The organism is Saccharopolyspora elongata (assembly GCF_004348985.1).
GTDB lineage: Bacteria > Actinomycetota > Actinomycetes > Mycobacteriales > Pseudonocardiaceae > Saccharopolyspora > Saccharopolyspora elongata.
In genome coordinates, this window is record NZ_SMKW01000051.1 from 25,217 (window position 1) to 51,007 (window position 25,791).

A 25,791-nucleotide genomic window follows, 5' to 3' on the forward strand; every position below is an offset into this window, starting at 1 on the left:
TCCTGTCATTTCGCGCCCGGCGAGGGCTCGTCTTGCGGTGGAAGTGACAGGAAGGTTCCCTTGCTCTGGTCACGGCGGGAGCCGGGGGCGATCCTGGTGCTGTACGCGGCGGCGGAACATCTTGTCCACCTCTTGTATCTATGTTGTGAACAACCTAGGGTTCCCGATGACCGGAAGGGTCATTCCGTAAAACGGAAGTAACCGGGAGGCTGAGCATGCAGTCGACCAGCACCGCGACCGAGCCGGCGCTCGACCAGGTCGTGCAGCGGTTCCACGCGGCACTGCCGCCCAACGCGGTAATCACCGACCCGCAGCGGCTGCGCACCTACGAATGCGACGGGCTGGCGAGCTACCGGGTCGTGCCGGCCGTGGTGGTGCTGCCGGAAACCGCCGAGCAGGTCCAGGAGATCGTCCGGATCTGCGCCGAGCACCAGGTCCCGTTCGTCGCCCGAGGTTCCGGCACCGGACTGTCGGGCGGAGCGCTCCCGCACGCTTCCGGCGTGCTCGTGGTGACCTCGAAGATGCGGCGGATCCTGGAGATCGACCTGGCCAACGAGCGGGCCGTCGTCGAACCGGGCGTGATCAACCTCGACGTCACCAAGGCCGTCGCCGCGCAGGGCTACTACTTCGCGCCGGACCCGTCCAGCCAACAGGTCTGCTCGGTGGGCGGCAACGTCGCGGAGAACTCCGGCGGCGCGCACTGCCTGAAGTACGGCTTCACCACCAACCACATCCTCGCCCTCGAGATCGTCACCCCGGACGGTGACATCGTCGAACTCGGCGGCAACGCGCGGGAAACCCCGGGCTACGACCTGCTGGGCGCCTTCATCGGCAGCGAAGGCACGCTCGGCGTGGTCACCAAGATCACCGTGCGGCTGCTGCGCAAACCCGAGGCTGTGCAGACCCTGCTGGCCGGGTTCCCGTCCACCGACGAGGCGGGCGCGGCGGTGTCGGCGATCATCGCCGACGGCGTCACCCCGGCGGCGATCGAGATGATGGACGCGCTGGCCATCGAAGCCGCCGAACAGGCCGTGCAGTGCGGTTACCCGGAAGGTGCCGGCGCGGTGCTGGTCGTCGAACTCGACGGCCCCGCGGCCGACGTCGAGCACACCTTCACCGAGGTGAAGCGGCACTGCGAGGCGCACGGCGCGTTCGAAATCCGGGTCGCCGCCGACGATCACGAACGCGCGATGATCTGGAAGGGCCGCAAGTCCGCATTCGCCGCGGTGGGCCGCATCAGCCCCGACTACATCGTGCAGGACGGGGTGATCCCGCGGACCGCGCTGCCCGAGGTGCTCGGCCGGATCGCCAGGCTGTCCGCCGAATCGGGCGTGCGGGTCGCCAACGTCTTCCACGCCGGAGACGGGAACCTGCACCCGCTGGTGCTCTTCGACGATGCCGAGCCGGGCGCGAACGAGCACGCCGAAGCGGTCTCCGGCGCGATCCTCGACCTGTGCATCGAGCACGGCGGTTCCATCACCGGCGAGCACGGGGTCGGCGCGGACAAGGTCAAGTACATGGGCCGGATGTTCACCGCCGACGACCTGGACACCATGCAACGCGTGCGCTGCGCCTTCGACCCGGTCGCAATCTGCAACCCGGGCAAGGTCTTCCCGACGCCGAGGCTCTGCGGCGAAGTGCCCGGGCCCCGGCGCGGCGTGCACCCACTGACCGAAGCGGGATTGGCGGACCAGTTCTGATGCCCACTACGACCAAGGACGCCGCGCACGGAGCACTGGTGGCCGCGCTGGGCGCCGAATGCGTGCGGGAAGCGACGGAGGCCGACGCCGTGTCCGGCGTCCGCCCGCACTGGGTGGCCACTGTGGACGCAACGGAGCGGACGTCGGTGGCGATGAAGATCGCCGCCGAGCACGGCCTGCGGGTGGTGCCCAGGGGATCGGGCAGCAAGCTCGGCTGGGGCTGCGCGCCGGACACCGTGGACCTGCTGCTCGACGCGTCGGCCGCGAGTGGCATCGTCGACCACGCCGCGGGCGACCTCGTGGTGCACGCTCTGGCCGGAACGCCGATCGCCGAGGTCAACAGCGCTGCCCGCGCCGCCGGGCAGCAGTTGGCGATCGACCAGCCGCTGCCGACGGCGACGCTGGGCGGCATCATCGCGACCGGAACCGCAGGGCCGTCCCGGCACCTCTTCGGCGGGGTGCGCGACCTGCTGATCGGCATCACGGTCGTGCGGGCCGACGGCACGGTGACCACGGCGGGCGGCAAGGTCGTGAAGAACGTCGCGGGCTACGACCTCGGCAAGCTCTACACCGGCTCGTTCGGCACGCTCGGGGTGATCACCGAAGCCGTGTTCCGGCTGCACCCGGTCGCCGCCGAGCACCGCTGGATCACGGTCACCGCCGACGACCCGGAAAGCGCCGCGACCGCCGCCGACATCGTCCGGCACTCCCAGGCCATGCCCACTGCGATCGAGCTCGACCGGACCGAACCCGGCGGGCCGATCACGGTCTGCGCGCAGCTCGAAGGCAGGCCCACCGCCACGCACGACCGCGCGGTCGAGCTGGCCGCCGCCATCGGGCACGGCGCGGAAGTGCTGGAGCAGGCCCCTTCGTGGTGGGGGCAATACCCGTTCGACCCGGCCGACGGGATCGGACTGCGCTTCGGCGCGGAGCCGACCGCGCTGCCCCGACTGCTCAGCGCCGCGCAAGACGCCGCCGCGGCGAACGTCCTGCCGCTGGCGATCCGCGGGGCCGCCGGCCTCGGCGTGCTGAACGCCGGGCTGCCCGGCGACGCGGACGCCGCCGCCGTCGCCGAGCTCGTCAAAGCGCTGCGCGCCAGCTGCGACTACGCGGTACTGCTCCGCGCGCCGCAGGACGCCGCGATCGACCCGTGGGGGCCGATCGCGCCCGGACTGCTGACGCTGATGCGTCGAACCAAGGACCAGTTCGATCCGGAACACCGGCTAGCCCCCGGCCGGTTCGTGGGAGGAATCTGATGACCGAGACGCCGGCCCGCCCGGGCGCCTTCGACGCGCTGCACCCGCCGCAGCGCGAGCTCGTCGACGACTGCGTCCACTGTGGTTTCTGCCTGCCCACCTGCCCCACCTACGACCTGTGGGGCGAGGAGATGGACTCGCCGCGCGGGCGCATCTACCTGATGAAGGAAGGGCTCGAAGGCGAGCCCATGACCGACACGATGGTCGGCCACTTCGACGCATGCCTCGGCTGCATGGCCTGCGTGACCGCCTGCCCGTCCGGGGTGCTGTACGGAACGCTCATCACCGAGACGCGGGCCCAGGTCGAACGAAACCACCAGCGTGGGCGCTGGGAACGACTCCTGCGCACGGCGATCTTCACGCTGTTCCCGTACCCGCGCCGCCTCAAGGCGATGCGCGGACCGCTCGCGCTGTACCAGCGGCTCGGCATCGGCAACCTGCTCAAGCGGTCCGGGCTGCTCGCGAAACTGCCGGACGGGCTGCAGGTGATGGAGTCCCTGGCGCCGCCGATCAGTCGCGCGCCGAAGCTGGGCAACCGGATCCCGGCGCGCGGCAAGCGACGCGCGACCGTCGGCATGATCACCGGCTGCGTGCAGAGTGCGTTCTTCCCCGACGTGAACGCGGCAACGGCGCGCATCCTCTCCGCAGAAGGCTGCGACGTCGTCATCCCGCCGGCGCAGGGCTGCTGCGGCGCGCTCAGCGAGCACTCCGGGCGCGAACCCGAAGCGGTGAAGTTCGCCCGCCAGCTGCTGGACACCTTCGAAGAATCCGGCGTGGACTACGTCGTCATCAACTCGGCCGGCTGCGGCTCCACGCTGAAGGAATACCCGCGACTGCTGCAGGACGACCCGGAATACGCCGAGCGCGCAGAACGCTTCTCCGCGCGGGTGCGCGACATCTCCGAACTGCTCGCCGAGCTGGGCCCGGTCGCCGAGCGCCACCCGCTGCCGGTGCAGATCGCCTACCACGATGCCTGCCACCTGGCGCACGGCCAGGGCATCCGGTCGCAGCCGCGCGAACTCCTGCGCGCGATCCCCGGGCTGGAGCTCAAGGAGATCAACCGGGGCGAACTGTGCTGCGGTTCCGCAGGCGTCTACAACCTGCTCCAGCCGGAGGCAGCGCGCGACCTGGGCGATCGCAAGGCCGAGAACGTCCTCGCCACCGGCGCGAAGCTGCTGGTGACGGCGAACCCGGGGTGCTCGATGCAGATCCGCACGGCGCTCGAGCGCCGCGGCGAGCGCCTGGCGATGGCGCACACCGTGCAGGTGCTCGACGCATCCATCCGCGGCAAGGGCGTCGAAACGCTCCTGCGAGGCTGACCCGAAGCCCTGCGAGACCGAAGCCTCGGCCTCGCAGGGCTCGTGCCGCTCATGGCCGCGAGGGCCCTCGCCGCCTGAGACCCGGGCTGTGCCGGCTGCAAGCATGGGAACTTTCCTGTCACCACGCATGGAGCATGGGAACCTTCCTGTCATTTCTGAGGCGCGAACGTGAGCATGGGAACCTTCCTGTCACCGGCACGCAGCGATCGGCTGCGAAGGCGGTCGATCCGGCAGGGAGGGGCAGAGCGGTGGACGCGTGGCGTGAAGCATCGGGCGAGTGCCTGGCCTGCGACCTCTCCAACGGTGCGGCCCGGCTCCCGGGCGGCCGAGTGCACCAGACCGAATCCTGGGTGGTCGAGCACTGCGTGGGTCCGCTGGGTGTCGGAACGCTGCTGGTCAAGCCATTCCGCCACGTCCTGCACATCGCAGAGCTGACCGATGCGGAGAGCGCGGAGCTCGGCCCGCTCCTGCGGCGCGTCGCTGCGGCGGTCGAGGAGGTCGTGCGCCCGGAACAGGTCTACGTCTGCTTGTGGTCGCATTCCGGCGGCACGCCCGGCCACATCCACTTCGTCGTGCAGCCCGCGACCCGCGACCTGATGGAGCGGTTCGACGGCTACGGGCCGGCGCTGCAGATGGCGATGTTCACCGAAAGTGCGATGCCGGACGAAGCAGCGGTGGAAGCGATCTGCGCCCGATTCCGCGAGCAGCTGAGCGGGGTGGGATCGGCTTCCTGACCGGTTTCGCTCCGGCGCCGCTCGGGGCGGGATGACAGGAAGGTTCCCATGCTCGCACCGCCCATCCGGGCACAACTGATCGTTCGGCAAGCCCCACCCCCATTGACTGTGACAGTGTTGGTGTCACACTCTGGGTGGAGCACCTGCCGCAACGAGGAGGCACGCCACACATGTCCGAGGCGTTCGTCTACGACGCGATCCGCACACCACGCGGTCGCGGCAAGAAAACCGGGTCGCTGCACGGGGTGAAGCCGATCAGCCTGGTGGTGGGCCTGATCCAGGAGCTGCAGCGCCGCCACCCGGACCTGGACCCCGCGCTGATCGACGACGTCGTGCTCGGCGTGGTCTCGCCCGTCGCAGATCAGGGCGGCGACATCGCCAAGACCGCCGCGCTGGCCGCGGGTCTGCCCGACACCGTCAGCGGCGTGCAGATCAACCGCTTCTGCGCGTCCGGCCTGGAGGCCGTCAACATCGCCGCCCAGAAGGTGCGTTCCGGCTGGGAGGACGCCGTGCTCGCCGGCGGCGTCGAATCCATGTCCCGGGTATCGATGGGCTCCGACGGCGGAGCCTGGGCGATGGACCCCGAAACGAACTTCGCCACCTCCTTCGTGCCGCAGGGCATCGGCGCCGACCTGATCGCCACCAGCGAAGGCTTCGACCGGTCCACTGTGGACGCCTATGCTGCCGAGTCGCAGACCCGCGCGGCCAAGGCCTGGGCCGACGGCCGCTTCGCCCGCTCCGTGGTCCCGGTGACCGACCGCAACGGCGTCACCGTCCTCGACCGTGACGAACACATCCGCGCCAACACCACGGCCGACAGCCTCGGCGGGCTGAAGTCGTCCTTCGCCGACATCGGCGAGCTCGGCGGATTCGACGCCGTCGCGCTGCAGAAGTACCACTGGGTGGAGCGCATCGACCACGTCCACACGGCCGGCAACTCCTCCGGCATCGTCGACGGCGCCGCGCTGGCGCTGATCGGCAGCGAATCCCTCGGCGAACGCACCGGGCTGCGCCCCCGCGCCCGGATCGCGGCCGCGGCGCTCAGCGGCGCCGATCCGACGATCATGCTGACCGGCCCCGGCCCGGCGGTCCGCAAGGCGCTGGCCAAGGCCGACCTGAGCATCGACCAGATCGACCTGATCGAGATCAACGAGGCCTTTGCCGCGGTCCCGCTGAAGTTCATGAAGGAATTCGGTGTCGCCCACGACAAGGTCAACGTCAACGGCGGGGCCATCGCCATGGGTCATCCGCTGGGAGCCACCGGGGCGATGATCCTGGGCACCCTCATCGATGAGCTGGAACGCCGCAACCAGCGCTACGGTCTGGCCACGCTGTGCATCGGCGGCGGCATGGGGATCGCGACTGTCGTCGAACGGATCGGCTGAAGGACACATCACACATGAGCGAGCAGAACACCATCCGCTGGGAGTCCGACGCCGACGGCATCGTCGTGCTGACCCTGGACGACCCGCAGCAGCAGGCCAACACCATGAACGAGCGCTACCAGCGCTCCATGGACGAAACCCTGCAGCGCCTGGAGGCCGAGCGCGGCAACATCACCGGCGTCGTCCTCACCTCCGCGAAGAGCACCTTCTTCGCCGGCGGTGACCTGCGCGAGCTGGTCCAGGCCCGCCCCGGCGACGCCGAACGGGTCGCCGAAACCACCACCGGCGTCAAGCGGCAGCTCCGCCGCCTCGAAACCCTCGGCGTGCCGGTGGTCGCCGCGCTCAACGGCACCGCCCTCGGCGGCGGCCTGGAGATCGCGCTGGCCTGCCACCACCGCATCGCGCTGAAGGACCCCAAGGCCCGCTTCGGTTTCCCCGAGGTCACCCTCGGCCTGCTGCCCGGCGCTGGCGGCGTGGTCCGCACGGTCCGCCTGCTGGGCATCGCCGACGCCCTGCTGAACGTGCTGCTGCAGGGCCAGCGGCTGCGCCCGGAGAAGGCCGCGGAGATCGGCATCGTCGACGAGCTCGTCGACACGCCGGAGCAGCTGGTCGCGGCCGCCAAGGACTGGATCAAGGCCAACCCCGAGGCGGCACAACCCTGGGACCGGCCGGGACACAAGATTCCCGGTGGCACGCCGTCGAACCCGAAGTTCGCCGCCAACCTCCCGGCGTTCCCCGCGAACCTCCGCAAGCAGCTCAAGGGCGCGCCGCTGCCCGCCCCGCGCAACATCCTCGCCGCCGCGGTGGAAGGCGCGCAGGTCGACTTCGACACCGCGCTCGCCATCGAGGGCCGCTACTTCGTGGAGCTGGTCTGCGGCCAGACCGCCAAGAACATGAGCAAGGCGTTCTTCTTCGACCTCCAGCACATCAACTCCGGCGGCAGTCGCCCGGCCGGCGAACCCGAATGGCGCGCGGAGAAGGTCGCGGTGCTCGGCGGCGGCATGATGGGCGCGGGCATCGCCTACGTGTGCGCCAAGGCCGGCATGCAGGTCGTGCTCAAGGACATCTCGCTCGCGGCGGCCGAGAAGGGCAAGGACTACTCGGCGAAGCTGCTGGAGAAGGCCATCGCCAAGGGGCGTTCGACGCAGGCCAAGGCGGACGAGCTGCTGGCCCGGATCACGCCCACCGACCAGCTCGACCCGCTGACCGGCTGCGACCTCGTCGTCGAGGCCGTCTTCGAGGACCCGAAGATCAAGCACCAGGTGTACTCGGAGGTGCAGGACGTCATCGATGGCGACGCGCTGATCGCCTCCAACACCTCCACGCTGCCGATCACCGACCTCGCCGAGGGCGTGCGCCGCCGCGAGGACTTCATCGGCCTGCACTTCTTCTCCCCGGTCGACAAGATGCCGCTGGTCGAGATCATCTGCGGCGAGCACACCAGCGACCGGGCCCTGGCGCGCGCGTTCGACGTGGTGCAGCAGATCAACAAGACGCCGATCGTGGTCAACGACAGCCGCGGCTTCTTCACCAGCCGCGTCATCGGCACGTTCGTCAACGAGGGCGTCTCGATGCTCGCCGAAGGCGTGCACCCGGCGTCCATCGAGCAGGCCTCCGCGCAGGCCGGATTCCCGGCGCCCGTCCTGCAGCTGTTCGACGAGCTGACCTTGACACTGCCGCGCAAGATCCGCGACGAGACCAGGCGTGCCGTCGAGGCCGCCGGCGGGACCTGGACGCCGCACCCGGCCGAGCTGGTGCTGGACCGCATGGTCGACGAGTTCGACCGCAAGGGCCGCTCCAGCGGCGCCGGCTTCTACGACTACGTCGACGGCAAACGGGTCGGGCTGTGGCCGGGACTGGCCGAGCACTTCGGCGCGGCCGAGCGTGATCCGTCCGAGGTGAGCCTGACCGACCTCAAGGAGCGGATGCTGTTCGTGGAGGCACTGGAAACGGTCAAGTGCCTCGACGAGGGCGTGCTGCGGTCGGTGCCGGACGCCAACATCGGCTCGATCTTCGGCATCGGGTTCCCCGCCTGGACCGGCGGGGTCGTGCAGTACATGAACGGCTACTCGGGCGGGCTGGCCGGATTCGTCGCGCGCTGCCGGGAACTGGCGGAACGCTACGGCGAGCGGTTCGAGCCGCCGGCCTCCCTGGTTCGCCGCGCAGAGGCGGGGGAGCCGTTCGACCTCGGCGAACCCGACGGGGGCATCGTCGCGGCCACGGCGGCGTGACGCGCGAGGCTTCGTAGCCGGCGAACTCGAGGACGTGAAAAGGCGCCGGGCCAACGCAGGCCCGGCGCCTTTTCCGCTGGTCCTGCTCAGCGCTTGGGGTGGTCGACGATCGGCGCGTTGACGCAGTGGTTGATCTGCGGCGACACGATCGGAACCACGGCGCCGAGGACGGCAACGTTGTTGCCGCACAACTGCACCGGAATGGCGCTGACGTTGTTGTCGTCCAGCAGGTTGATGCCATTGTTGTTCGCGCTGTCGGCGAAGGCCGGGGAGGCGATGGCCATCATCGCAGCGGCGGCCGCGGCAACACCAGCAATACGAGCACCGGTACGCACTGTGCTTCTCCTTAGGTGACTGAACATTGTGGGTTCATCCCTTGCGGCGACCGGGAAAACGCGGGAACAGGCCCCGTGCAACGGCGACCGCGCGGCAGAGTTTGCGCCATGCCCGCAGGCGAAGTCGAACCGCTCCGGGCGTGTTCCGGCAAGTTCCCACGATGGAGTGAGAAATCCATTGTGGAGCGTTACTTGTTCGTTGCGCGGAAATGAAAAAGTGGCCCCGGAACGATGTCCGGGACCACTTGATCCGATCGTGCTCAGCGCAGCGTGCGGGCCACGTCGCCGACCGACGGGAGCTGGCCGGTGATCCGGTGCACCGGTGCATTCGGAAGGCTTCCGGTGACCTGCTGCGCGACGTCCCTCGCGCCGCCGCTGAGGCCGCTGTTGAGCTCCGACGTCACCGGGGTCTTCTCGAGCGCAGGCACGAGCTTCTCGGGCTGCGGCAGGGCGACCTGCTTGCCGGAGTTCTGCAGTGGATTGCGCTGCAGAGCGGGGGCGACCGCGCCGACCGGGTTGGCCAGCGGTTCCGTCGCGTAGCCCTGGGCCGCGGTCAGCTCGACCGCGGTGTCCAGCGCGGACATGCCCTGGTGTCCGGGCTCGCGCGGCCCCACCTCGGCGTCCAGCAGCGTGGCTTCCGGAATGCGTTCGGAGGCCACACCGAGGTGGTCAGGGGCCACCGAGCCGCCGATGGTCGGGCGGTTCTTCGTCATCTGCTCGACGCGAGTGGTCTCGGCGAAGACGTGGCCGAGCACCCGGTTCGGCTTGCCGGGCGCGAGCACCGGGCGGCCGTCCCGCATCTCACCGCCAATCCCGTGGGCGGTGGTGGTGATGTCCGCGCCCACCTTCTTAACCAGGTTCGGGGTGTTCGCGTACAGCTGGGTGTCCGCGCACGGAGCCTTCGTCGAGCTGTACCCGGGGCCGTTCTGCATCTGGCAGGCGTTCAACGGGGCGAGGACCCCGATGTTGTCCGGAACGGACGACAGGTCCGGCTTCGGGAGGTCGGTGCTCTCCGCGGCAGAGGCGGCACCGGTTCCGACTGCGGCGAACCCCGCGGCCACAACGGCTGCCTTCACTGTGCGCGTGGTCCAGGGGCGCAAACTGTTCTCCTTGGGTCTGGCGTGTTGGCACGGCTGACTCGGCATCGGAGAACGTCCGGTGGATCTTGACCCCCAACTTCCGATCACCGCCCGAACGAGTGAAATTCGGGTACGGGCCGCTGCTCAGGTCAGAACCTCGGCCCCTGCTGCCTCGGCATTCCGGCCCCGCGATCTCGCGCTGACAACACCGCGCGGCGTCCCAGCTCGGGGATGGATGACAGGAAGGTTCCCATGCTCCAACGGTGCGAGCGTGCGCTCGACGTGAGGTGACAGGAAGGTTCCCATGCTCCAAAGGCGCAGCCCTGCGACCGGCGTGGAGTGACAGGAAGGTTCCCATGCTCCAACCGGCGCTCCGGGGCCGTCGGCGGCTGGGACGACTTGCGGGCGGGTGGTGTCAGGGGACCGGGGTGAGGCTCGGGGCGAACAGGGCCATCAGGTGTCCGGTGGCTTGTTCGGCGGTGATTTCCGGGCGGCGGTCCCGCCACAGGGCGAGGCGTTCGCAGGCGCCGATGATCGCCTCCGCGAACGCCTCCAACTGCACCGGATCGAGGTCGGGGCGCGCGGCGCCCATCAGTCCCGAGGTGAACTCCATCTGCTGCATGCGGATCGATTCCAGCTCGCTGCTCACCGATGAACTCGGCACCGCGGACTCGTTGCGCAGCAGCGCCCAGGCCTGGGCGTGGTCGTCGCTGAACTTGAAGAAGGCCAGCAGGCAGTTGTGCAGCAGTTGCTCTGGGGTGGCTGCGCCGGCCGCCGCGACCGTGGTCGCTTCCAGCAGCTCGCGCTTGGCCCGTTGCAGGCAGGCGAGCAGCAGCCCTTCTTTGGAACCGAAGTACTCGTAGAGCATCGGCTTGGACAGGCCGACCCGTGCCGCGATGTCGTCCATGGACGTGCCCTGGTAGCCGTCCGCCGCGAACACCTGCTCGGCGACGGCGAGGATCTGGCGTTCCCGCTCGGCTCGGGGCATCCGCTTGCGTCCGGTGGTCGGTGCCTGCTGCGTCTCCACGGAAACACCCTACCGCAAGTAACCTACTCGTAGTAAGCTACTGTCGGGTAGTCAGTCGTTCCGGTGTCGGAGGAGGACCTGATGGTGCAACGGCAAACGCAGGACCAGCGCAAATACCGGACCTCGGTGATCATCGTCGGGACCGGCTTCTCCGGGCTCGGGATGGCGATCCGGCTCAAGCAGGCCGGGATCAGCGACTTCATCGTGCTGGAGAAGTCCGCCGACCTCGGCGGCACCTGGCGGGACAACACCTACCCGGGCTGCGCCTGCGACGTGCCGTCCCTGATGTACTCGTTCTCCTTCGAGCAGAACCCGTCCTGGTCCCGGATGTTCGCCAGGCAGGGCGAGATTTCCGACTACCTGCAGCACTGCGCGGACAAGTACGGGGTCCGCGACCACATCCACTACGGCGTCGAGTTCACCGGCGCCGAGTATGACGAGGACGCCAACACCTGGACGGTGTCCACTGCGGACGGAACCGAGTACGTGGGCCGCGCGCTGGTGTCCGGCGTCGGCGCCTTACACATCCCGAGCTACCCGGAACTGCCCGGCGTGGAAGGCTTCGAGGGCGAGGTGTTCCACTCCGCGGAGTGGAACCACGACTTCGACCTGGCGGGCAAGCGGGTCGCGGTGATCGGCACCGGGGCGAGCGCCATCCAGTTCGTGCCGCGCATCGCCAAGGAAGTGGCGCAGCTGCACCTGTTCCAGCGCACCCCGCCGTGGATCCAGCCCAAGCCCGACCGGCCCATCCCGGAGTCGGTGCAGCGCCTGTTCCGCAACGTCCCGCTGGTCCAGCGGGCCGCCCGCGCGGCGCTGTACTGGACCCTCGAAGCGCGCTACTTCGCGGTGTTCAACCGCCGCCTCGGCAAGTTCGCCGAGCAGCTGTCCAAGCGGTACATCCGCAAGGCCGTCAAGGACCCGAAGGTGCGCGCGGCGGTGACCCCGGACTACGCCATGGGCTGCAAGCGGATCCTGCTCTCCAGCGATTACTACCCGGCGCTCAACAGGACCAATGTGGACCTCGTGACCAGCGGGGTGGCCGAGGTCCGGTCGCGATCCGTGGTCACCGGCGACGGCGAGGAGCGCGAGGTCGACGCGATCATCTACGGCACCGGCTTCCACGTCACCGACGCGTTCGACCACCTGAGCATCGTCGGCCGCGACGGGCGCAAGCTGCAGGACGCCTGGCGCAACGGGATGGAGGCCTACCTGGGCATGACCGTCTCCGGCTTCCCGAACCTGTTCTTCCTGCTAGGGCCCAACACCGGGCTCGGGCACAACTCCGTGGTGTTCATGATCGAGTCTCAGATCAACTACGTGCTCAGCTGCCTGCGACCGATCTGCCGCGACGAGATCGGGCAGATCGACGTGCGGAAGTCGGTGCAGGACGCGTTCAACGCCGAGATCCAGGCGGAGCTTGCCGACGAGGTGTGGTCGGCCGGCGGGTGCCGGAGCTGGTACCTCGACGAGAACGGCGTGAACCGCACGATCTGGCCCGGATTCACCTGGAAGTACTGGCAGCGCACCCGGAAGGCCGATCTGGCGGACTACGAGACGACCGCCGGTCAATCCCGTTGAAGCTTCGCACGGGCGTTCGATATAGTCGTGGCGTCACTGTCTAACAGCCCCGAAGGGGCTCACCCTTGAGCAAGGGGTGGCGATGTCACCGCTGTCGTCCGATGAGCTGCGCGGAATCCGCGAAGAGCTGAACGCCGGAACCACGCCGACGGTGTGGTTCACCGGCTCGGCCGTGGGCGTCCAGGAAGGCCGCTCCGGCAAGGTCGTCGCGCTCGGCGAACCGGCCGAGGGCGACTTCATCCAGGTCCGCCCGGCCGGTTCGAAGGACGTGCTGTCCTTCTCGGCCGCGGAGGTCACGAAGGTCAAACCACCCCGCAAGAAAGCGGCGCCACCCGAGCCGCCGGCGAAACCTGCCGCGAAGCCACGCCCTGCCACCCCGGCACCGGCTCCGGCTAAGCCACCGGCGGCGCAGGAGAAGCCCGCCGCTGCGGTGAAGCCTGCTGCTGCGGTGAAGCCTGCTGCTCCGGAGAAGCCCAAGGCCGCCGCGGCTCCGGCCGCTGCGTCGGCGAAACCGGCTGCGGAGTCGGCGGCACGCCGCAAACCACGGCAGGCGAAGCCGATCGGCGGGGCGACGGTGACGCTGACGGCGGACCAGGACGGCCAGTGGAGCGTCGAGGTCAGCGCCGGTAAGAAGCGCGTGGTGCGTCCGACACCCGTCGCCGCGAACGCGGTTGCGCAAGCAGCGAAGGCACTGCACGACGACGTCGCAGCAGCGGTGGAACCGCTGATCGACGCCGCTCGCGAGCAGCAGCGCCTGCGCGTCGAGCAACTTCGCTCGGAGCTCGCCGCGGCGCAGGCGGCGCTCGACGAACTCGGGAACTGAGCCCCACTTCGCTGAGCCGGATTTCCGTGTCCGAAGCCCGCCAGCATCTGTCGTCGCGCTCCGATTCACTCATGCCAGGCATCAGGCCGGGACATGGTGAAGAGGAGTTTGATGACCGAAACGGTGTCGCGGCGGCGTGGCTCCAGCGGGCAGCTCACCGCGCTGCTGGGTGGGATGTTCCTCGGCAACGTGGACGTGGCCATCGTCAACGTGGCCGCGCCGTCGGTCCGCGATGACCTGGCCGCCTCGGGCGCCGAGCTGGAGCTGATCGTCTCCGGGTACGCGCTCAGCTTCGCGGTGCTGCTGATCACCAGCGCACGGTTGGGCGAGATGCGCGGTTACCGGCGGATTTTCCTGCTCGGCCTGGCGGTCTTCACTCTCGCGTCGCTGGGCTGCGGGCTCGCGCCAACACCCTTTCTGCTGATATGCGCGCGGATCGTGCAGGGCACGGGGGCGGCGTTGATGACCTCGCAGGTGCTGACCGGAATCCAGCTGAACTTCCGGGACGACGAACGCCCCCGAGCGCTGGGGCTTTACGCGGTGACCCTCGCGGGCAGTGCGGTGATCGGGCAGGTGCTCGGCGGCCTGCTGGTCTCCGCGGACCTGTTCGGCTCCGGGTGGCGTCCGGTCTTCCTGATCAACGTGCCCATCGGCGCGGCCCTGTTCGTGACCGCCTGGTTCTTCCTGCCCGCGGACCGGGGACGCAGCACGGAGCGACTGGATCTGGCAGGAGCGGCGGTCTTGGCCGCGGCGCTCGCGTTGTTCATCGGCCCGATGATCCTGGGGCGGGAGATGGGCTGGCCAGTGTGGATGCAGTTGTGCTTGGCGGCCAGCCCGCCAGCGTTCGCGCTGTTCGTCGTGGTCGAGCGCCGCGCCGCTCGGCCACTGGTCGAGCTGAGCCTGCTGCGGCGGGCGCCGGTGGCGTGGGCGATGGTCGCGCAGACCACAGTGCGGGCCACGTACTTCGCGCTGCTGTTCGTGCTGGCGCTCCACCTCCAGCAAGGGTTGGGGGAGAGCGCAACCTATTCCGGGCTGGTCCTGGTGTCCTGGGTGGCCGCCTTCGGCGTCTCGGGCCCGCTGCTCGGCCGGATGCCCGCACGCTTGAGGAGATCGGCGGCACCGGCCGGGAATCTGCTGCTCGCCGCTGCCTTCGCCGGGATCGGCTCGGGCCGGTGGTGGGCCGCCACGGCCAACGGGCCCCTGCTGATCGTCCTGCTCGGTCTCGGCGGGCTGGGGTACGGAGCGGCGTTCAGCGCCACGCTCGACCACCTGACGAGCGTCGTCGAAACCCGCCACGCACCGGACGTGAGCGGACTGTTCAACACCACGTTGCAGATCGGCGGTGCCGTGGGCGTCGCGGCCTTCGGCGCGATCTACCTGGATCTGGCGCCAGCGAGTGGATCGGAAGCGGCGCCCGCCTTCAGCACGGTCGCCTTCGCACTAGCCGCCGCAGCCCTGGCCGCAGCGGCATGTGCCCAGCTCGCGATTCGAACCACCGAACCCCGGCAGCCGCCAGAAACCTGATGCGAGCATGGGAACCTTCCTGTCACCCACCATCCGGGAAGGCGCTGTGACCAGGTGTTTTCCGGAGGCATCCGGTATCGAACGAACGGCGCTCGCCGCCGCGCAGGAACGCAGCCGGCGAGCGCCGCCAGTCGTGTGCCGGGTTCGTCAGTTCTCGATGTCGGTGGTGGCGGTCATGGTCTGCTTGCCGCGGTCGGTGGGCGGGATGCGGTCGTAGGCGGCGGGGTCGAGGTGCTCGACCTGGCCGCTGGCGACCGACGAGAGGATCCCGTCGAGTCCGATGTAGACGGCCCGGGTCAGCATCGCGCGATGCTGCTCGCCCAGCGTCTGGGTCTGGCCGCGCACCTCGAACAGCACCGCGCCGCTGCCGTTGAGCTGGAACGTGCCGAGGCCGGTGCCCGGCAGGTTGGTGTCCTGCGGGTAGAGGGTGATGTTGCCGAATTCCGGATTGCGGTTGGCCGCGGCCTGCAACGCGTTGTACGCGGCCACGTTGAGCTGCTTGGAGTACTCCGGCCGGAAGGTGTCGGCGAACTCGGCGTACGCGGCGCCCTCCGGGGTGGCTGGGTCGGCGACGAACTTGCCGGACAGGCTCAAGGTCACGAACCGGTCGGTACCCGGAACGGTGTAGCAGGCGCCCTGGTGGTGCAGGTCGATGTAGGTGTCGACCGCACCGAACTCGGCCTGCAGCGAGCGGTAGACATCGCGCACCGCCTGCGTCTCCGGGCTGATGAACCAGCCCGGCCGGTCGCTGCTACCGGGGAAGTCCTGCGGCTGCGGCTGGTAGTCGAGGTCGGGATTGTAGTCCCGGTTGACGTCGAAACCGGGCCGCTCCGAGTAGTCGTCGCCCTGCCGGGGCTCGGTGTAGTAGTTCCAGGACGGTGGCGCGGTCGCCAGCTGCGGGAAGCGCGCCTGCACCTCCTGCCACGTCATGTCGTTGCCGCGGCGATCGAGCGCGGCCCCGTCCGGGTTGATCTTCGGCATCGCGACCACTGTCAGCTGCTCGCGGATCTGCTTGGCCCGGCTGGAATCCGAGGTGCCCAGGAAGTCGAGCAGGTCCAGCACCGCATCCGGCCCGGTCTTCTCGTTGCCGTGGATCTCGGCGGTGACGAGCACGACCTTCGGACCGGTTCCGACGCGCGCGAGGAGCATGTCGCGGCCCCGGTTGGATTCGCCGACGGTTTCCACTGCGACGCGACCCGCGCTCACCCGCTCGATCCGGTCGAGCTCGACGAGGAGCTCGTCGTAGCTGGTGAACTCGCTGATCGGGTTCTCCCGGGGCTCCTCGCTGCACGGCGGCGGGGCCGCCATCGTCAGCGGTGCGGTGGCCGCTGCGGGAACGAACGCCGATCCCGCGACCACGGCCGCCAGCGCCAGTGCTCGCATCCGATTCATGCAGAAACTCCTCGCCGTCGCAGTGACGGCCCAAGCCAAACCGATCTTGGCGAAAGCCACAATCGGCCATGAGTGCGCATCTCGGACTTCGTGGACCGGATGGACAAAGCATGGTCGCGGGGCCTATCAAGAACTCGTGCGAGTCTCGGTTGAATCCCCCGCCAAGGACAGGACGGCGTTGCAGCACCGGTCTTTTCGGCTTCTTCTGGTAGCGACCGTGGGCGGTTTCGCCGGATATGTGCTGCTGATGCCGGTCCTCCCGCTGTGGGCGGTCGCGGGCGGTGCGGGCGAAGTCGCGGCCGGGGCGACCAACGCCGTCTTCATGCTCGTGACGGTTCTGACCCAGCTGGGCATGCCATGGCTGCTCAAGCGCATCGACCACCGAATCGCTTTCGCGCTGGGCACGATGCTGATCGGCCTGCCCACCCCGCTCTACGCGCTGTCCAGCGAGCTGTGGCTGCTGCTCGGCGTCTCCTGCTTGCGAGGAGTCGGCTTCGGGCTTCTCACCGTGACCGGCGCCGCCCTGGTGGCCGAGCTCGTGCCCGCTGCGCAACGCGGCCGGGCGGCTGGGCTCTACGGGTTGTCGATCGGGCTGCCGAACGTCCTCTTCCTGCCCGCTGGCGTGTGGCTGACGCAGACGATCGGCTTCGTCCCGCTGTTCTGGATCGCCGGGGCGCTACCGGTGGCTGCGACCGCGGCGGCGCTGGGCATGTCGCGAGTACGGGCGAAGGCGGTGGAGCGGTCCGGTACTTCGGCGTTCCCGCTGGCGCTGCTGCCGTCGTGGACCGTCATGACCACGGCCGCGATCGCGGCCGGCGGGCTCACGGCGTTCCTGCCGCTGGCCATCGCAGGATCGGTGGCCCCGGCGGCGTTGCTGGCCTTCGGCGCCGCCACGATGCTCGGCCGGTGGGCCGCCGGACAGCTCGGCGACCGGCTCGGGCACAACCGGGTTCTGGTGCCCGCCGTGCTGCTGGCCGCCCTGGGCACGGGCCTGCTCGCGGTCGCGGCGTGGGGTGCGGACCCGGTGGCCCTGGTCGGCGCGGCTGCCTTCGGGGCCGGGTTCGGCGCGGTCCAGAACATCACCCTGGTCGTGATGTTCGAGCGCACGGAGTCCGGGGTGGCCAGCACCGCCTGGAACATCGCCTACGACGCTGGCCAGGGCCTCGGCTCGATCGGCTTCGGCGCCCTGGTCACGCTGTCCGGCTATCCGGTGACCTTCGCCGTCGCGGCGATCCTCATCGCCATCGGCACACCCCTGGCCGCCTCCCACCGCCGGCGGGATTGAGAGCAAGGGAACCTTTCTGTCACCCACCGCTGCCCGTCGGCCGGAGAGCCGCAGCATGGGAACCTTCCTGTCACCCGCCCCGCGCGCCGGGCCGGGCGTGGTGACAGAAAGGTTCCCTTCCTGTCACCACGCGTAAGACCCGTGGTGTGTGGTTGGACACATCTCGTGGAATTTCAGCCGACCGAATCGCGCTTCAGCGGATCGGCGAATCCGGTCCCGGGTGATCGGGGTGAACAGCCCGTGACGACACCCGGCCGCTCGGCCGTTCGGGACGGCCTAGAATTCGGGTGTGTTCCGCAGCCTGTTGACCCCGCGTTGGCTGCTTCTGCACGCGCTTTTCGTCCTGGCCACGGTCGCCACCGGCTTCCTGGCCGTGTGGCAGTGGGACCGTGCGCACGAAGCAGGGGGAAGCTTCCAAAACCTCGGCTACGCCTTGCAGTGGCCGCTGTTCGGCGTGTTCACGATCTTCCTGTGGGTCCGGCTGATGCGCATGGAAGCGCACCGGGATCGGGACGAGGCGGAGCCGGAAGCTGCGGAGGCCGCGCCTCAGGAAGAAGCCGCGTCGCAGGTCGAGGCCAAGCCGACCGTGCACCGGAAGCGGCCGCTGGTGCCGCCGCCGGCGCCGCCGGTCGGTGCGGAGGACGATCCGGAGCTCGCCGCCTACAACCAGTACCTGGCCGACCTGAACAAGTCGGATCGCCGCGCTAGTTGAACGTGATGTTGCCCTCGATGGTGCGCGCCTGAATCAGGTTCTTGACCTCACCGCGGTTCACGTTGACCACCGCGTTGTCCGCGGCCGAGATCTCCTCGTGCACCTCGGCACCCTCCGTGCGCAGCTCCTCCGCGAACTCGGCGTCCTCCGCGCAAACCTGGTCCAGTCGTTCGGCCAGGGCCTTCACCTGCGGCTGGCCCGCCGAATCCTGTTCGGCGGCTTCGAGCGCGGCCCTCGTCTCCGGATCGTTCTGAGACCTCCGGCGCAGGAGGTCGCGGACCTTTTCCAACGCCTTCTTTCCGGCAGCGCCGAGCGCGGTGGCGGCTTGCCCAGCGAGCGCTGTGGCCAGCGAATCCAGGAACGGGTCGGTCATTTCTCCTCCGCGGTGATCGACTCCGGTGGTCACCAAGTGTAGTGATCCCGGCCGGGAGCGTGGGGCTGTCGGCGGAGACTCGGCCGTTCGGTGCAACGCCGCGCGGATCAGCGGATGTGATATCAACGAATCGACTGACAGCTAGGGAGAAGCGGGCGTCGGCCGATGCCGACGGGACGCTCCCGGGCCGATCGTTGGACGAGCGGGGGCAGGCCCCAGGTGGGCCCTGCGATCGGCGGTCGAGTCGGGTGGACATTTGGTGATTGGGGCTGGCGTGCGCGGCGGCGTGCTGTTGAAGATGTTCGGGCTGTGCGTCCTGGCCGGTGTGCTGGTGGCGGCGTTGTTGCTGCCGATGGCGACCGGGGCCGGGGCGATGGTCAACCAGACGACCGACGCCATGTCGAAGATGTCGGGTTCCCTGGCGAGGCGCGACATGCCGCAGGTGTCCACCATCATGGACAAGGACGGCGAACCCATCGCGTACTTCTTCGACCAGTACCGCATCGAAACGCCGCCGGATCAGGTGTCGGACACCATGAAGGCCGCGATCACCGCGGTCGAGGACAAGCGCTTCTGGGACCACGGCGGCGTGGACTGGCACGGCACCATGCGCGCGCTGGCGACCAACGTCAGCAGCGGCGAGGCGGCGCAGGGCGCGTCCACGATCACCCAGCAGTACGTGAAGAACTACCTCGTGCACGTCGCGGCGGACTCCGAAGTGGAGGCCGAGAAGGCCAAGGAATCGACGATCGCCCGAAAGCTCCGCGAGGCGAAGATCGCCGTCGAACTCGAACACACCATGACCAAGGAGGAGATCCTCACCGGATACCTCAACGTGGTGCCGTTCGGAAATCAGACCTTCGGCGTCGGCGCGGCCGCCCAGACCTACTTCGGCACCACGTCCGACAAGCTGACCATCGCCCAGGCCGCACTGCTCGCCGCGATCGTCAACCAGCCCGGTTCGCTGAACCCCAACAGCAACCCGCAAGACGCGATGCAGCGCCGCAACCTCGTGATCGACCTGATGGCGGACCCGAACAACAACATCCGCATCACCAAGGAAGACGCGGAGAAGGCCAAGCAGGAACCGCTCGGCGTGATGTCGCCGCTCGGCCGGCCGCCGAACGGTTGCGCCGGCGTCGGTGACGGTGCCACCGACGGCTTCTTCTGCACCTACGTCACGGACTACCTGAACCGGCTCGGCATCGACAAGGACAAGCTGAAGACCGGCGGCTACACCATCCGCACGACGCTCGACCGCAAGGCCACCGACGCGGCCAAGGCCGCCGCCGAAGCCCAGGTGCCGACCCAGACCGCAGGCATCGCCAACGCGATGGCGATGGTCGAGCCCGGCAAGGACAAGCACAAGGTGCGGGCGCTGGTCGCCAACCGCGACTACGGCAACGACGCGAGCAAGGGCCAGACGGCGTACGACATCGTCAGCCGGGTGCAGCCCTTCGGTGCAGGATCGGTCTACAAGGTGTTCACCGCGGCCTCCGCGATCGAGCAGGGCATGAGCGTCTACGACACGATCGACGTGCCACCGTCGTACACCTCTCGCGTGTACAAGAACGGCACCGCGCCGTACACCGTCTCCAATGCCGACGGCGTGCAGCCGGGGCCGAGGACGCTGCAGATGGCGTTGGCCACGTCGCCGAACACGGCGTTCGTGGCACTGTCGGAAAGGGCCGGCCTCAACAACGTTGTGGACATGGCCTCGCGCCTCGGGTTGCGGGTCGGCATGAACGGGGTCAACTCCAGCGGCATTCCCCTGAAAGCCGATGGCTCGAACGGCCCGTCCCAGGCCGACGTGATCAAGAAGGGCAACCGGGGCGCATTCACCCTCGGTTACACCCCGACGAGCGTGCTGGAGCTGTCCAACGTCGGGGCGACGATCATGAGCGGCGGCGTCTACTGCCCGCCGACGCCGATCGAGGAGATCAAGGACCGGCACGGCAACCCGCTGCAGCTCAACGAGGCCGCATGCGAGCAGGCGGTGTCCCCGCAGGTGGCGGCGGCCCTGGCGCAGGGCATGAGCAAGGACGACACCGACGGCACATCGCGCCAGGCAGCGCAGAGCGTCGGCTGGAATCGTCCCATGATCGGCAAGACCGGGACGACCCAGGCGCACCAGTCGGCAGCGTTCCTCGCTGCGACTCCCCAGATGTCCGGTGCGGTCCTGACCTACGCCGACGGCAGCACCCCCCAGGGGATCTGCGACGGCGGCGGTGACGCGCCCCCGTACTTGTGCGGGAAGAACGGCGGCAACATCTACGGTGGCAAGGTGCCGGCCCGGACCTGGTTCGCCGCGATGACCAAGGTCCACGAAGGCCTGCCACCGGCGGCGCTGCCCAGCTGACCCTGGCACTGCTAAGACATGAAGCCCGTGCTCACACCGTGAGCACGGGCTTTTTCATGAGAAGAAAAACGGCGGTCGAGGTACCGCCATAGGAGTTCGTTCGTGTCGTGATTGCAGTAATGCGAATGCTTTGGCGAATGTGTCGGGAATCAATCTTGATCTCTAATTAGAGCTGAAGGACCATATCTTCATGACTTTCTGCGCGGAAGGGATGTTCCATCCAAATCCCGCCCATGGTCGGTGAACAGTGATCATTCCTGCGCTCGTACTCATCCTCGGGGTGGCGGCGCTATGGGTGGGAGTCGCGTTGGCTCCGCTGAAGCGCGTGGTGACGAGGGTCGTGGTCCTCGCGGTCCACATAGCCGTGTCGATCACGCTTTTCGCCTGGGGCGTGTGGGGCGCTCGAGACTGATCGTTGTACGTGTTCCTCGGCATCGCCCTGGGGCCCGGTTCGGTCGTCAGCGCGATCCGCATCCTGCGGGCGATCGTCCGAAAGGAGTGAGGTCGATGAGCTGTCGCGTGTGATCCGTCACCGACAATGTACGCAAGGGGCTCCCGTCGTTTCGTGCGGCGGGAGCCCCCTTGCCTAGAGGGCCCGGCTCTCAGCTCGGTTTGGCAAACTGGCGAAGTGAGCACTGACCAGGACCGAGTGGACGTCCGCGGCGTTGTCAGTTTCGTCGCAATCGCCTATTTGCCGGCGTGGCTGCTGACCCTGCCGCTCTGGTTGACCGGTGAAGGACTGTCGTGGAGTTGGGGGCCCCTCGTCCTCTTCCTCATGATGTTCATGCCGGCGGTTGCGGCATTGGTGGTCACCAAGTGGATCAGCCCGCAGCCGAAGGTTCTTCGAGGACTGGGAATCACCAACCCCGGCGGCATCAAGAAGTGGTGGCCCTACGCGCTGATCGCCTGGCTGGGGCCGCCGCTGGTGGCGACCTTCGCGCTGATGGTGGGCTACCTGCTCGGGGTGTACCAGGCAGACTGGACTGGTTTCTCCGGGCTGGCCGAGCAGTTCGGTGCCACCGTGGTGGGCGCGGAGCCTGAGACGTCGCCCGGGATGCTCGCGCTCACGCAGATCGCCGCGGTCTTCGGGCTGGGCTGGCTGCAGGTCATCCCCGCGCTCGGTGAAGAACTGGGCTGGCGGGGCTACCTCACCCAGGCGCTGCTGCCCCTCGGGCAGCCCGGCGCGTTCCTGACGACTGGCGTGCTGTGGGGCCTGTGGCACGCACCGGTCCTGATCCTCGGCTACAACTACCCGACGCTGCCGATCGTGGTGGCGTTCATCATGATGGTGTGCTTCTGCACCCTGGTGGGCACGCTGCTGGGCTGGCTCAGGCTCGCGTCGCGCAGCGTCTGGCCGGCGGTCATCGCGCACGGATTCCTCAACGCGGCGGCCGGTTTGGGCATGGTCTTCAGCATGGCCGGGCACCCGGTCGACAATGCGTCAACGGGGCTCCTCGGATGGAGCGGATGGATCGTGCTCGCTCTGCTCGTCCTGGTGCTCGTCATGCTCGGGAAGCTCCCGGTGCGGTTCCCGGTGGAGACGGCCGGGATCTCCCGAGGAGTCAACCGCCGCACCCGCCGCTGACCGGTTTCGGTGCGAGCATGGGAACCTTCCTGTCACTCGCACCTGAATCGCGGGGCTCAGAATGCTCCAACACCGCTTTTCGCAGGGGTGGAAGCATGGGGGCATGACGAGTCTGCTGCCCTCCACCCAGCGAGCCCTCCTGCGTCGCCTGGCCGTGGAGCAGAGTGAAAACCGTGTGCCCTCGCTGATCGCGGGGCTGATCCGCGACGGCGAGACGATCTGGGTGGACAGCCGTGGGCAGGTCGGTGGCCGGCCCTCCACAACGGACACCCAGTACCGGGTCGGTTCGATCACGAAGACCTTCGTCGCCGTGCTCGTGATGCGCTTGCGCGACGAAGGCCGCCTGGACCTCGCCGACAAGCTCGACGACTACATCCCGGGCACCTCGATCGGCAAGCGGAGCATCGGTGAAATCCTTTCGCAATCAAGCGGCTTGACCGCGGAACCCGCCGGGCAGTGGTGGGAGCGAACCCCAGGCGGCAGCGCCGAGGAACTCGTGGCCAGCATCGACGAAACCGCGCTGCGCCCGACGCCTCGCCACGGCTTCCACTACTCCAATGTCGGATTCGGTGTGCTGGGAGAACTGGTGTCCCGGCTGCGCGGAGCCCCTTGGGGCGAGGTGCTGCAGCGCGAGATCCTCGAACCGCTCGGGATGAAGCGCACCACGCTCAGCCCGGTCGCGCCGCACGCGGAGGGATTCGCCGTGCACCCGTGGGCGGACGTGGTGTTGCCCGAGCCCGCCGAGGACGCGGGAGCAATGGCTCCTGCCGGCCAGCTTTGGTCGACCTTCGACGACATGGCTCGGTGGGCGCGTTTCGTGATCGGCGACAGCGGCGAAGTGCTGCACCCGGACACCGTCGCCGAGATGCGGTCGCCGGCGTCGGTCGACGACGGCGCCGAATGGCGAGGCGGTTATGGGCTCGGGCTGCAGCTGCTGCGGCATGGCGGACGTCGGCTCGCCGGTCATTCAGGATCGATGCCCGGATTCCTGGCGTCCGTCTGGGCAGACCCCGCCGAGAACACCGGGGTGATCTTCATGGCCAACACCACGGCGGGTGTCACGGGGCTGTTCGCGACCGACCTGCTAGACCTGCTCGCGAAGCACGAGCCTCGAATCCCGGCCCCGTGGGAACCCCGCGGCGACGCGGACCTGCGGCTCCTGGAGCTCACCGGCCAGTGGTACTGGGGGCCGACTCCCTACGTGTTGCGGGTGCGCCGCGACGGTCTGCTCGACCTCTCGCCGTGGCAGGGACGCGGGCGGGCATCCCGATTCCGCGCCAACCCGGATGGCACCTGGACCGGGCTGGACGGCTACTACTCGGGCGAAATCCTGCGCGTGGGGCGCAACGGCGACGGTGTGCCCACCCACCTCGACCTGAACACGTTCATCTTCACCCGCACGCCATACGCCCCCGACGCCCCGGTGCCCGGCGGTGTGGCCGGCTGGCGCCCAGCCCAGTAACCCGCGGCTGGCGTTGAAAGCATGGGAACCTTCCTGTCAGAGCGGTGGCAGGAAGGTTCCCATCCTCCAGCCTTCGATCTGCCGGCTCGAATGGGAGCTGAGGCGTTCCGGCGGGCGAGGTGTAGCCGTAGGACCGGCCAAAACAGCGTGAGGCATGCTGACTGGTATGCCCGCAGACTTGCCCGTCACCAGCCGCTGGACGATTCCTGCGCTCGAGCTCTCAGAGCGCTTCTCGCGGTCCTCCGGGCCTGGAGGGCAGGGCGTCAACACAACGGACTCGCGGGTCGAACTGTCCTTCGAACTCGCGCGCTCGACGTCGATTCCGGAACCTCTGCGGGAACGTGCGATGGAACGCCTCGCCCACCGACTCGTCGACGGCGTGCTCACGATCGCAGCCTCCGAGCAGCGCGCGCAGCTCGCCAACCGCCAGGCCGCTCGGGAACGGATGGCCAGGCTGCTCGCCGAGGCAGTTACCCCGCCTGCCCCGAAGCGTCGGCCCACCAAACCGACCAAGGGTTCGCAGCAACGTCGTCTCGCTGGTAAGAAGCGGCGTGCGGAGGTAAAACGGCAGCGCCGTCGGGGTGATCCCGGCGACGCCTGACGTGTGCTGCGAGTGTGCGCGGCTAGCCTCGGAAGAAGACGAACGCAGAAGGGACATTGCTGATGCGCACGGCATGGGTCTTGCCGGGTGGCTCCACCTTCGGGGCGATCCAGGCTGGCCTGGTTACGGCATTGTTCGAAGCAGGTATTGAACCCGACCTGCTCGTCGGGACCTCTGCAGGCTCGCTGAACGCGGCATGGCTCGCCGGCGATCCAACGCCGCGTGGGGCGGCGAAGCTCCGCGAGCTGTGGGTGTCGATGCGACGCACAGATGTCTTCCCGATCCAGCCCAGCCGGATACTCGCAGGGAAGATCGGGCTGTCGAACCACGTCATGGGAAATCACGGGCTGGCGCGCTGGCTGCACAACAACCTGCCGTTCCGCCGGTTGGAAGACGCGCAGATCCCGGTGACCGTGACCGCAACGGATCTGGACTCCGGTGATCCGGTGTACTTCGAGAGCGGCCCTGCGCTTCCGCCGCTGGTGGCTTCATGCTCGATTCCCGGAATGTTCCCGCCGGTGAAGGTGGGGGACCGCTGGCTGGTGGACGGTGGCCCAGCGGCATTCATGCCGATCAGTCGCGCCGTCGAGCGTGGGGCGGAGCGCGTTTACGTGCTCCCGTGCGGAGGCACCGAACCTTTCGAGTTCAGCCAGCGCAGGCGGGGGATCGGTTCGATCGCGACCTGGCCGCCGCCGAAGACGCCACCGCGGTCGGTCGGCGGAGTGAACGGTGCTGCGCTCGGCGCGGCGATGGTGTCCGCGGCACGGCTCGATCTGCAGTTGAACGCGACGCGCTGCGAGCTCTACGTTGTGCCAGCCCCGTCTGTGGTCGGTCTCTCACCGTATTCCTTCGCGCATGCCGAGGCCCTGATCAACGCCTCATGGGAGATCGCCAAGAAGTGGTGCCCGATGGCCAAGCCGGTGCCGTCCGGCCCTGTGGACATCAGCGGCAACCCGATCGCAAGCGGCCGGTTCGGGGTTTCCGAATCCGCGCCCAACATCAACTGACCAGACATTGAAAGCATGGGAACT

General features: G+C 68.7%; 22 protein-coding genes. 17 read left to right on the top strand and 5 right to left on the bottom strand.

Annotated elements, in window-relative coordinates; all coding sequences use genetic code 11:
* Positions 1-215: 215 nt before the first annotated feature.
* From E1288_RS30425 to E1288_RS30450, 6 genes are all read left to right on the top strand, one after another.
* Positions 216-1,700, top strand: a complete 1,485-nt coding sequence (locus E1288_RS30425; RefSeq protein WP_132491204.1) for an FAD-linked oxidase C-terminal domain-containing protein — start codon at positions 216-218, stop codon at positions 1,698-1,700.
* Positions 1,700-2,956, top strand: a complete 1,257-nt coding sequence (locus tag E1288_RS30430) for an FAD-binding oxidoreductase (protein WP_132491207.1) — start codon at positions 1,700-1,702, stop codon at positions 2,954-2,956. Before E1288_RS30425 ends, E1288_RS30430 begins: the two co-directional genes overlap by 1 nt.
* Complete coding sequence (locus E1288_RS30435; RefSeq protein WP_132491210.1) at positions 2,956-4,275, top strand: (Fe-S)-binding protein; 1,320 nt, start codon at positions 2,956-2,958, stop codon at positions 4,273-4,275. Before E1288_RS30430 ends, E1288_RS30435 begins: the two co-directional genes overlap by 1 nt.
* 248 nt (positions 4,276-4,523) lie before the next feature.
* On the top strand, positions 4,524-5,009 hold the full coding sequence (locus E1288_RS30440; RefSeq protein ID WP_132491213.1) for an HIT family protein: 486 nt from the start codon (positions 4,524-4,526) through the stop codon (positions 5,007-5,009).
* Between the two features lie 170 nt (positions 5,010-5,179).
* Entirely contained in the window at positions 5,180-6,394 is a 1,215-nt protein-coding gene (locus E1288_RS30445) for an acetyl-CoA C-acetyltransferase (RefSeq protein ID WP_132491216.1), read from the top strand.
* A gap of 14 nt (positions 6,395-6,408) precedes the next feature.
* The gene (locus tag E1288_RS30450) at positions 6,409-8,625 is read left to right on the top strand and encodes a 3-hydroxyacyl-CoA dehydrogenase NAD-binding domain-containing protein (RefSeq protein WP_132491219.1); all 2,217 of its coding nucleotides are present in this window, start codon (positions 6,409-6,411) and stop codon (positions 8,623-8,625) included.
* An 86-nt stretch (positions 8,626-8,711) separates the two neighbouring features.
* Here E1288_RS30450 and E1288_RS30455 read toward each other — a convergent pair whose 3' ends face one another.
* From E1288_RS30455 to E1288_RS30465, 3 genes are all read right to left on the bottom strand, one after another.
* Entirely contained in the window at positions 8,712-8,960 is a 249-nt protein-coding gene (locus E1288_RS30455; protein ID WP_235883902.1) for a hypothetical protein, read from the bottom strand.
* 260 nt (positions 8,961-9,220) lie between these two features.
* Entirely contained in the window at positions 9,221-10,036 is an 816-nt protein-coding gene (locus tag E1288_RS30460) for a hypothetical protein (RefSeq protein WP_132491224.1), read from the bottom strand.
* Between the two features lie 418 nt (positions 10,037-10,454).
* Positions 10,455-11,066 carry a TetR/AcrR family transcriptional regulator gene (locus tag E1288_RS30465; RefSeq protein WP_235883903.1) on the bottom strand — a complete coding sequence of 204 codons (612 nt, stop codon included), beginning with the start codon at positions 11,064-11,066 and terminating at the stop codon, positions 10,455-10,457.
* Between the two features lie 81 nt (positions 11,067-11,147).
* Here E1288_RS30465 and E1288_RS30470 point away from each other — a divergent pair, with 81 nt between their 5' ends.
* The 3 genes from E1288_RS30470 (at position 11,148) to E1288_RS30480 (ending at position 14,991) form a co-directional block, all read left to right on the top strand.
* Entirely contained in the window at positions 11,148-12,644 is a 1,497-nt protein-coding gene (locus E1288_RS30470) for a flavin-containing monooxygenase (RefSeq protein WP_132491227.1), read from the top strand.
* Between the two features lie 82 nt (positions 12,645-12,726).
* A complete protein-coding gene (locus tag E1288_RS30475; protein ID WP_132491230.1) occupies positions 12,727-13,467 on the top strand; it encodes a DUF6319 family protein in 741 nt (246 codons plus the stop codon).
* Between the two features lie 111 nt (positions 13,468-13,578).
* Positions 13,579-14,991 (top strand): MFS transporter, encoded by a 1,413-nt coding sequence (locus E1288_RS30480; protein ID WP_235883904.1) that lies wholly within the window; start codon positions 13,579-13,581, stop codon positions 14,989-14,991.
* A 147-nt stretch (positions 14,992-15,138) separates the two neighbouring features.
* Here the strand turns inward: E1288_RS30480 and E1288_RS30485 are convergent, their stop codons facing one another.
* Positions 15,139-16,383 carry a M14 family zinc carboxypeptidase gene (locus tag E1288_RS30485; RefSeq protein ID WP_132491233.1) on the bottom strand — a complete coding sequence of 415 codons (1,245 nt, stop codon included), beginning with the start codon at positions 16,381-16,383 and terminating at the stop codon, positions 15,139-15,141.
* Positions 16,384-16,519: 136 nt separating this feature from the next.
* Between E1288_RS30485 and E1288_RS30490 the strand changes: the two genes are divergently transcribed.
* Together E1288_RS30490 and E1288_RS30495 are read left to right on the top strand one after the other, a co-directional pair.
* A complete protein-coding gene (locus tag E1288_RS30490) occupies positions 16,520-17,668 on the top strand; it encodes an MFS transporter (RefSeq protein WP_328592505.1) in 1,149 nt (382 codons plus the stop codon).
* Between the two features lie 289 nt (positions 17,669-17,957).
* Entirely contained in the window at positions 17,958-18,380 is a 423-nt protein-coding gene (locus E1288_RS30495) for a hypothetical protein (RefSeq protein WP_132491239.1), read from the top strand.
* On the opposite strand, the gene E1288_RS30500 is transcribed toward E1288_RS30495, so the two are convergent.
* Entirely contained in the window at positions 18,373-18,753 is a 381-nt protein-coding gene (locus tag E1288_RS30500) for a hypothetical protein (protein ID WP_132491242.1), read from the bottom strand. The genes E1288_RS30495 and E1288_RS30500 overlap by 8 nt on opposite strands.
* Before the next feature lie 298 nt (positions 18,754-19,051).
* Here E1288_RS30500 and E1288_RS30505 point away from each other — a divergent pair, with 298 nt between their 5' ends.
* The 6 genes from E1288_RS30505 to E1288_RS30525 all read left to right on the top strand — a co-directional run bounded on the left by E1288_RS30505 (position 19,052) and on the right by E1288_RS30525 (position 25,767).
* Positions 19,052-21,112 (top strand): transglycosylase domain-containing protein, encoded by a 2,061-nt coding sequence (locus E1288_RS30505; RefSeq protein WP_328592506.1) that lies wholly within the window; start codon positions 19,052-19,054, stop codon positions 21,110-21,112.
* Positions 21,113-21,359: 247 nt separating this feature from the next.
* On the top strand, positions 21,360-21,524 hold the full coding sequence (locus E1288_RS47270; protein ID WP_165968331.1) for a hypothetical protein: 165 nt from the start codon (positions 21,360-21,362) through the stop codon (positions 21,522-21,524).
* A 216-nt stretch (positions 21,525-21,740) separates the two neighbouring features.
* Positions 21,741-22,697 (top strand): CPBP family intramembrane glutamic endopeptidase, encoded by a 957-nt coding sequence (locus E1288_RS30510; RefSeq protein WP_235883906.1) that lies wholly within the window; start codon positions 21,741-21,743, stop codon positions 22,695-22,697.
* A 103-nt stretch (positions 22,698-22,800) separates the two neighbouring features.
* Positions 22,801-24,159 (top strand): serine hydrolase domain-containing protein, encoded by a 1,359-nt coding sequence (locus E1288_RS30515; protein WP_132491245.1) that lies wholly within the window; start codon positions 22,801-22,803, stop codon positions 24,157-24,159.
* A 166-nt stretch (positions 24,160-24,325) separates the two neighbouring features.
* Positions 24,326-24,760 (top strand): alternative ribosome rescue aminoacyl-tRNA hydrolase ArfB, encoded by a 435-nt coding sequence (arfB, locus tag E1288_RS30520; RefSeq protein WP_132491248.1) that lies wholly within the window; start codon positions 24,326-24,328, stop codon positions 24,758-24,760.
* A gap of 62 nt (positions 24,761-24,822) precedes the next feature.
* Positions 24,823-25,767, top strand: coding sequence for a patatin-like phospholipase family protein (locus tag E1288_RS30525; protein WP_132491250.1), 945 nt, complete (start codon positions 24,823-24,825; stop codon positions 25,765-25,767).
* Positions 25,768-25,791 lie beyond the last annotated feature (24 nt).

Excerpts from the sequence above, each read along its gene's own strand:
- E1288_RS30425 (WP_132491204.1), top strand. The coding sequence starts at position 216 with ATGCAGTCGACCAGCACCGCGACCGAGCCGGCGCTCGACCAGGTCGTG.
- E1288_RS30430 (WP_132491207.1), top strand. The coding sequence starts at position 1,700 with ATGCCCACTACGACCAAGGACGCCGCGCACGGAGCACTGGTGGCCGCG.
- E1288_RS30435 (WP_132491210.1), top strand. The coding sequence starts at position 2,956 with ATGACCGAGACGCCGGCCCGCCCGGGCGCCTTCGACGCGCTGCACCCG.
- E1288_RS30445 (WP_132491216.1), top strand. The coding sequence starts at position 5,180 with ATGTCCGAGGCGTTCGTCTACGACGCGATCCGCACACCACGCGGTCGC.
- E1288_RS30450 (WP_132491219.1), top strand. The coding sequence starts at position 6,409 with ATGAGCGAGCAGAACACCATCCGCTGGGAGTCCGACGCCGACGGCATC.
- E1288_RS30470 (WP_132491227.1), top strand. The coding sequence starts at position 11,148 with ATGGTGCAACGGCAAACGCAGGACCAGCGCAAATACCGGACCTCGGTG.
- E1288_RS30475 (WP_132491230.1), top strand. The coding sequence starts at position 12,727 with ATGTCACCGCTGTCGTCCGATGAGCTGCGCGGAATCCGCGAAGAGCTG.
- E1288_RS30480 (WP_235883904.1), top strand. The coding sequence starts at position 13,579 with ATGACCGAAACGGTGTCGCGGCGGCGTGGCTCCAGCGGGCAGCTCACC.
- E1288_RS30485 (WP_132491233.1), bottom strand. The coding sequence starts at position 16,383 with ATGAATCGGATGCGAGCACTGGCGCTGGCGGCCGTGGTCGCGGGATCG.
- E1288_RS30500 (WP_132491242.1), bottom strand. The coding sequence starts at position 18,753 with ATGACCGACCCGTTCCTGGATTCGCTGGCCACAGCGCTCGCTGGGCAA.
- E1288_RS30505 (WP_328592506.1), top strand. The coding sequence starts at position 19,052 with ATGTTCGGGCTGTGCGTCCTGGCCGGTGTGCTGGTGGCGGCGTTGTTG.
- E1288_RS30515 (WP_132491245.1), top strand. The coding sequence starts at position 22,801 with ATGACGAGTCTGCTGCCCTCCACCCAGCGAGCCCTCCTGCGTCGCCTG.
- arfB (WP_132491248.1), top strand. The coding sequence starts at position 24,326 with ATGCCCGCAGACTTGCCCGTCACCAGCCGCTGGACGATTCCTGCGCTC.
- E1288_RS30525 (WP_132491250.1), top strand. The coding sequence starts at position 24,823 with ATGCGCACGGCATGGGTCTTGCCGGGTGGCTCCACCTTCGGGGCGATC.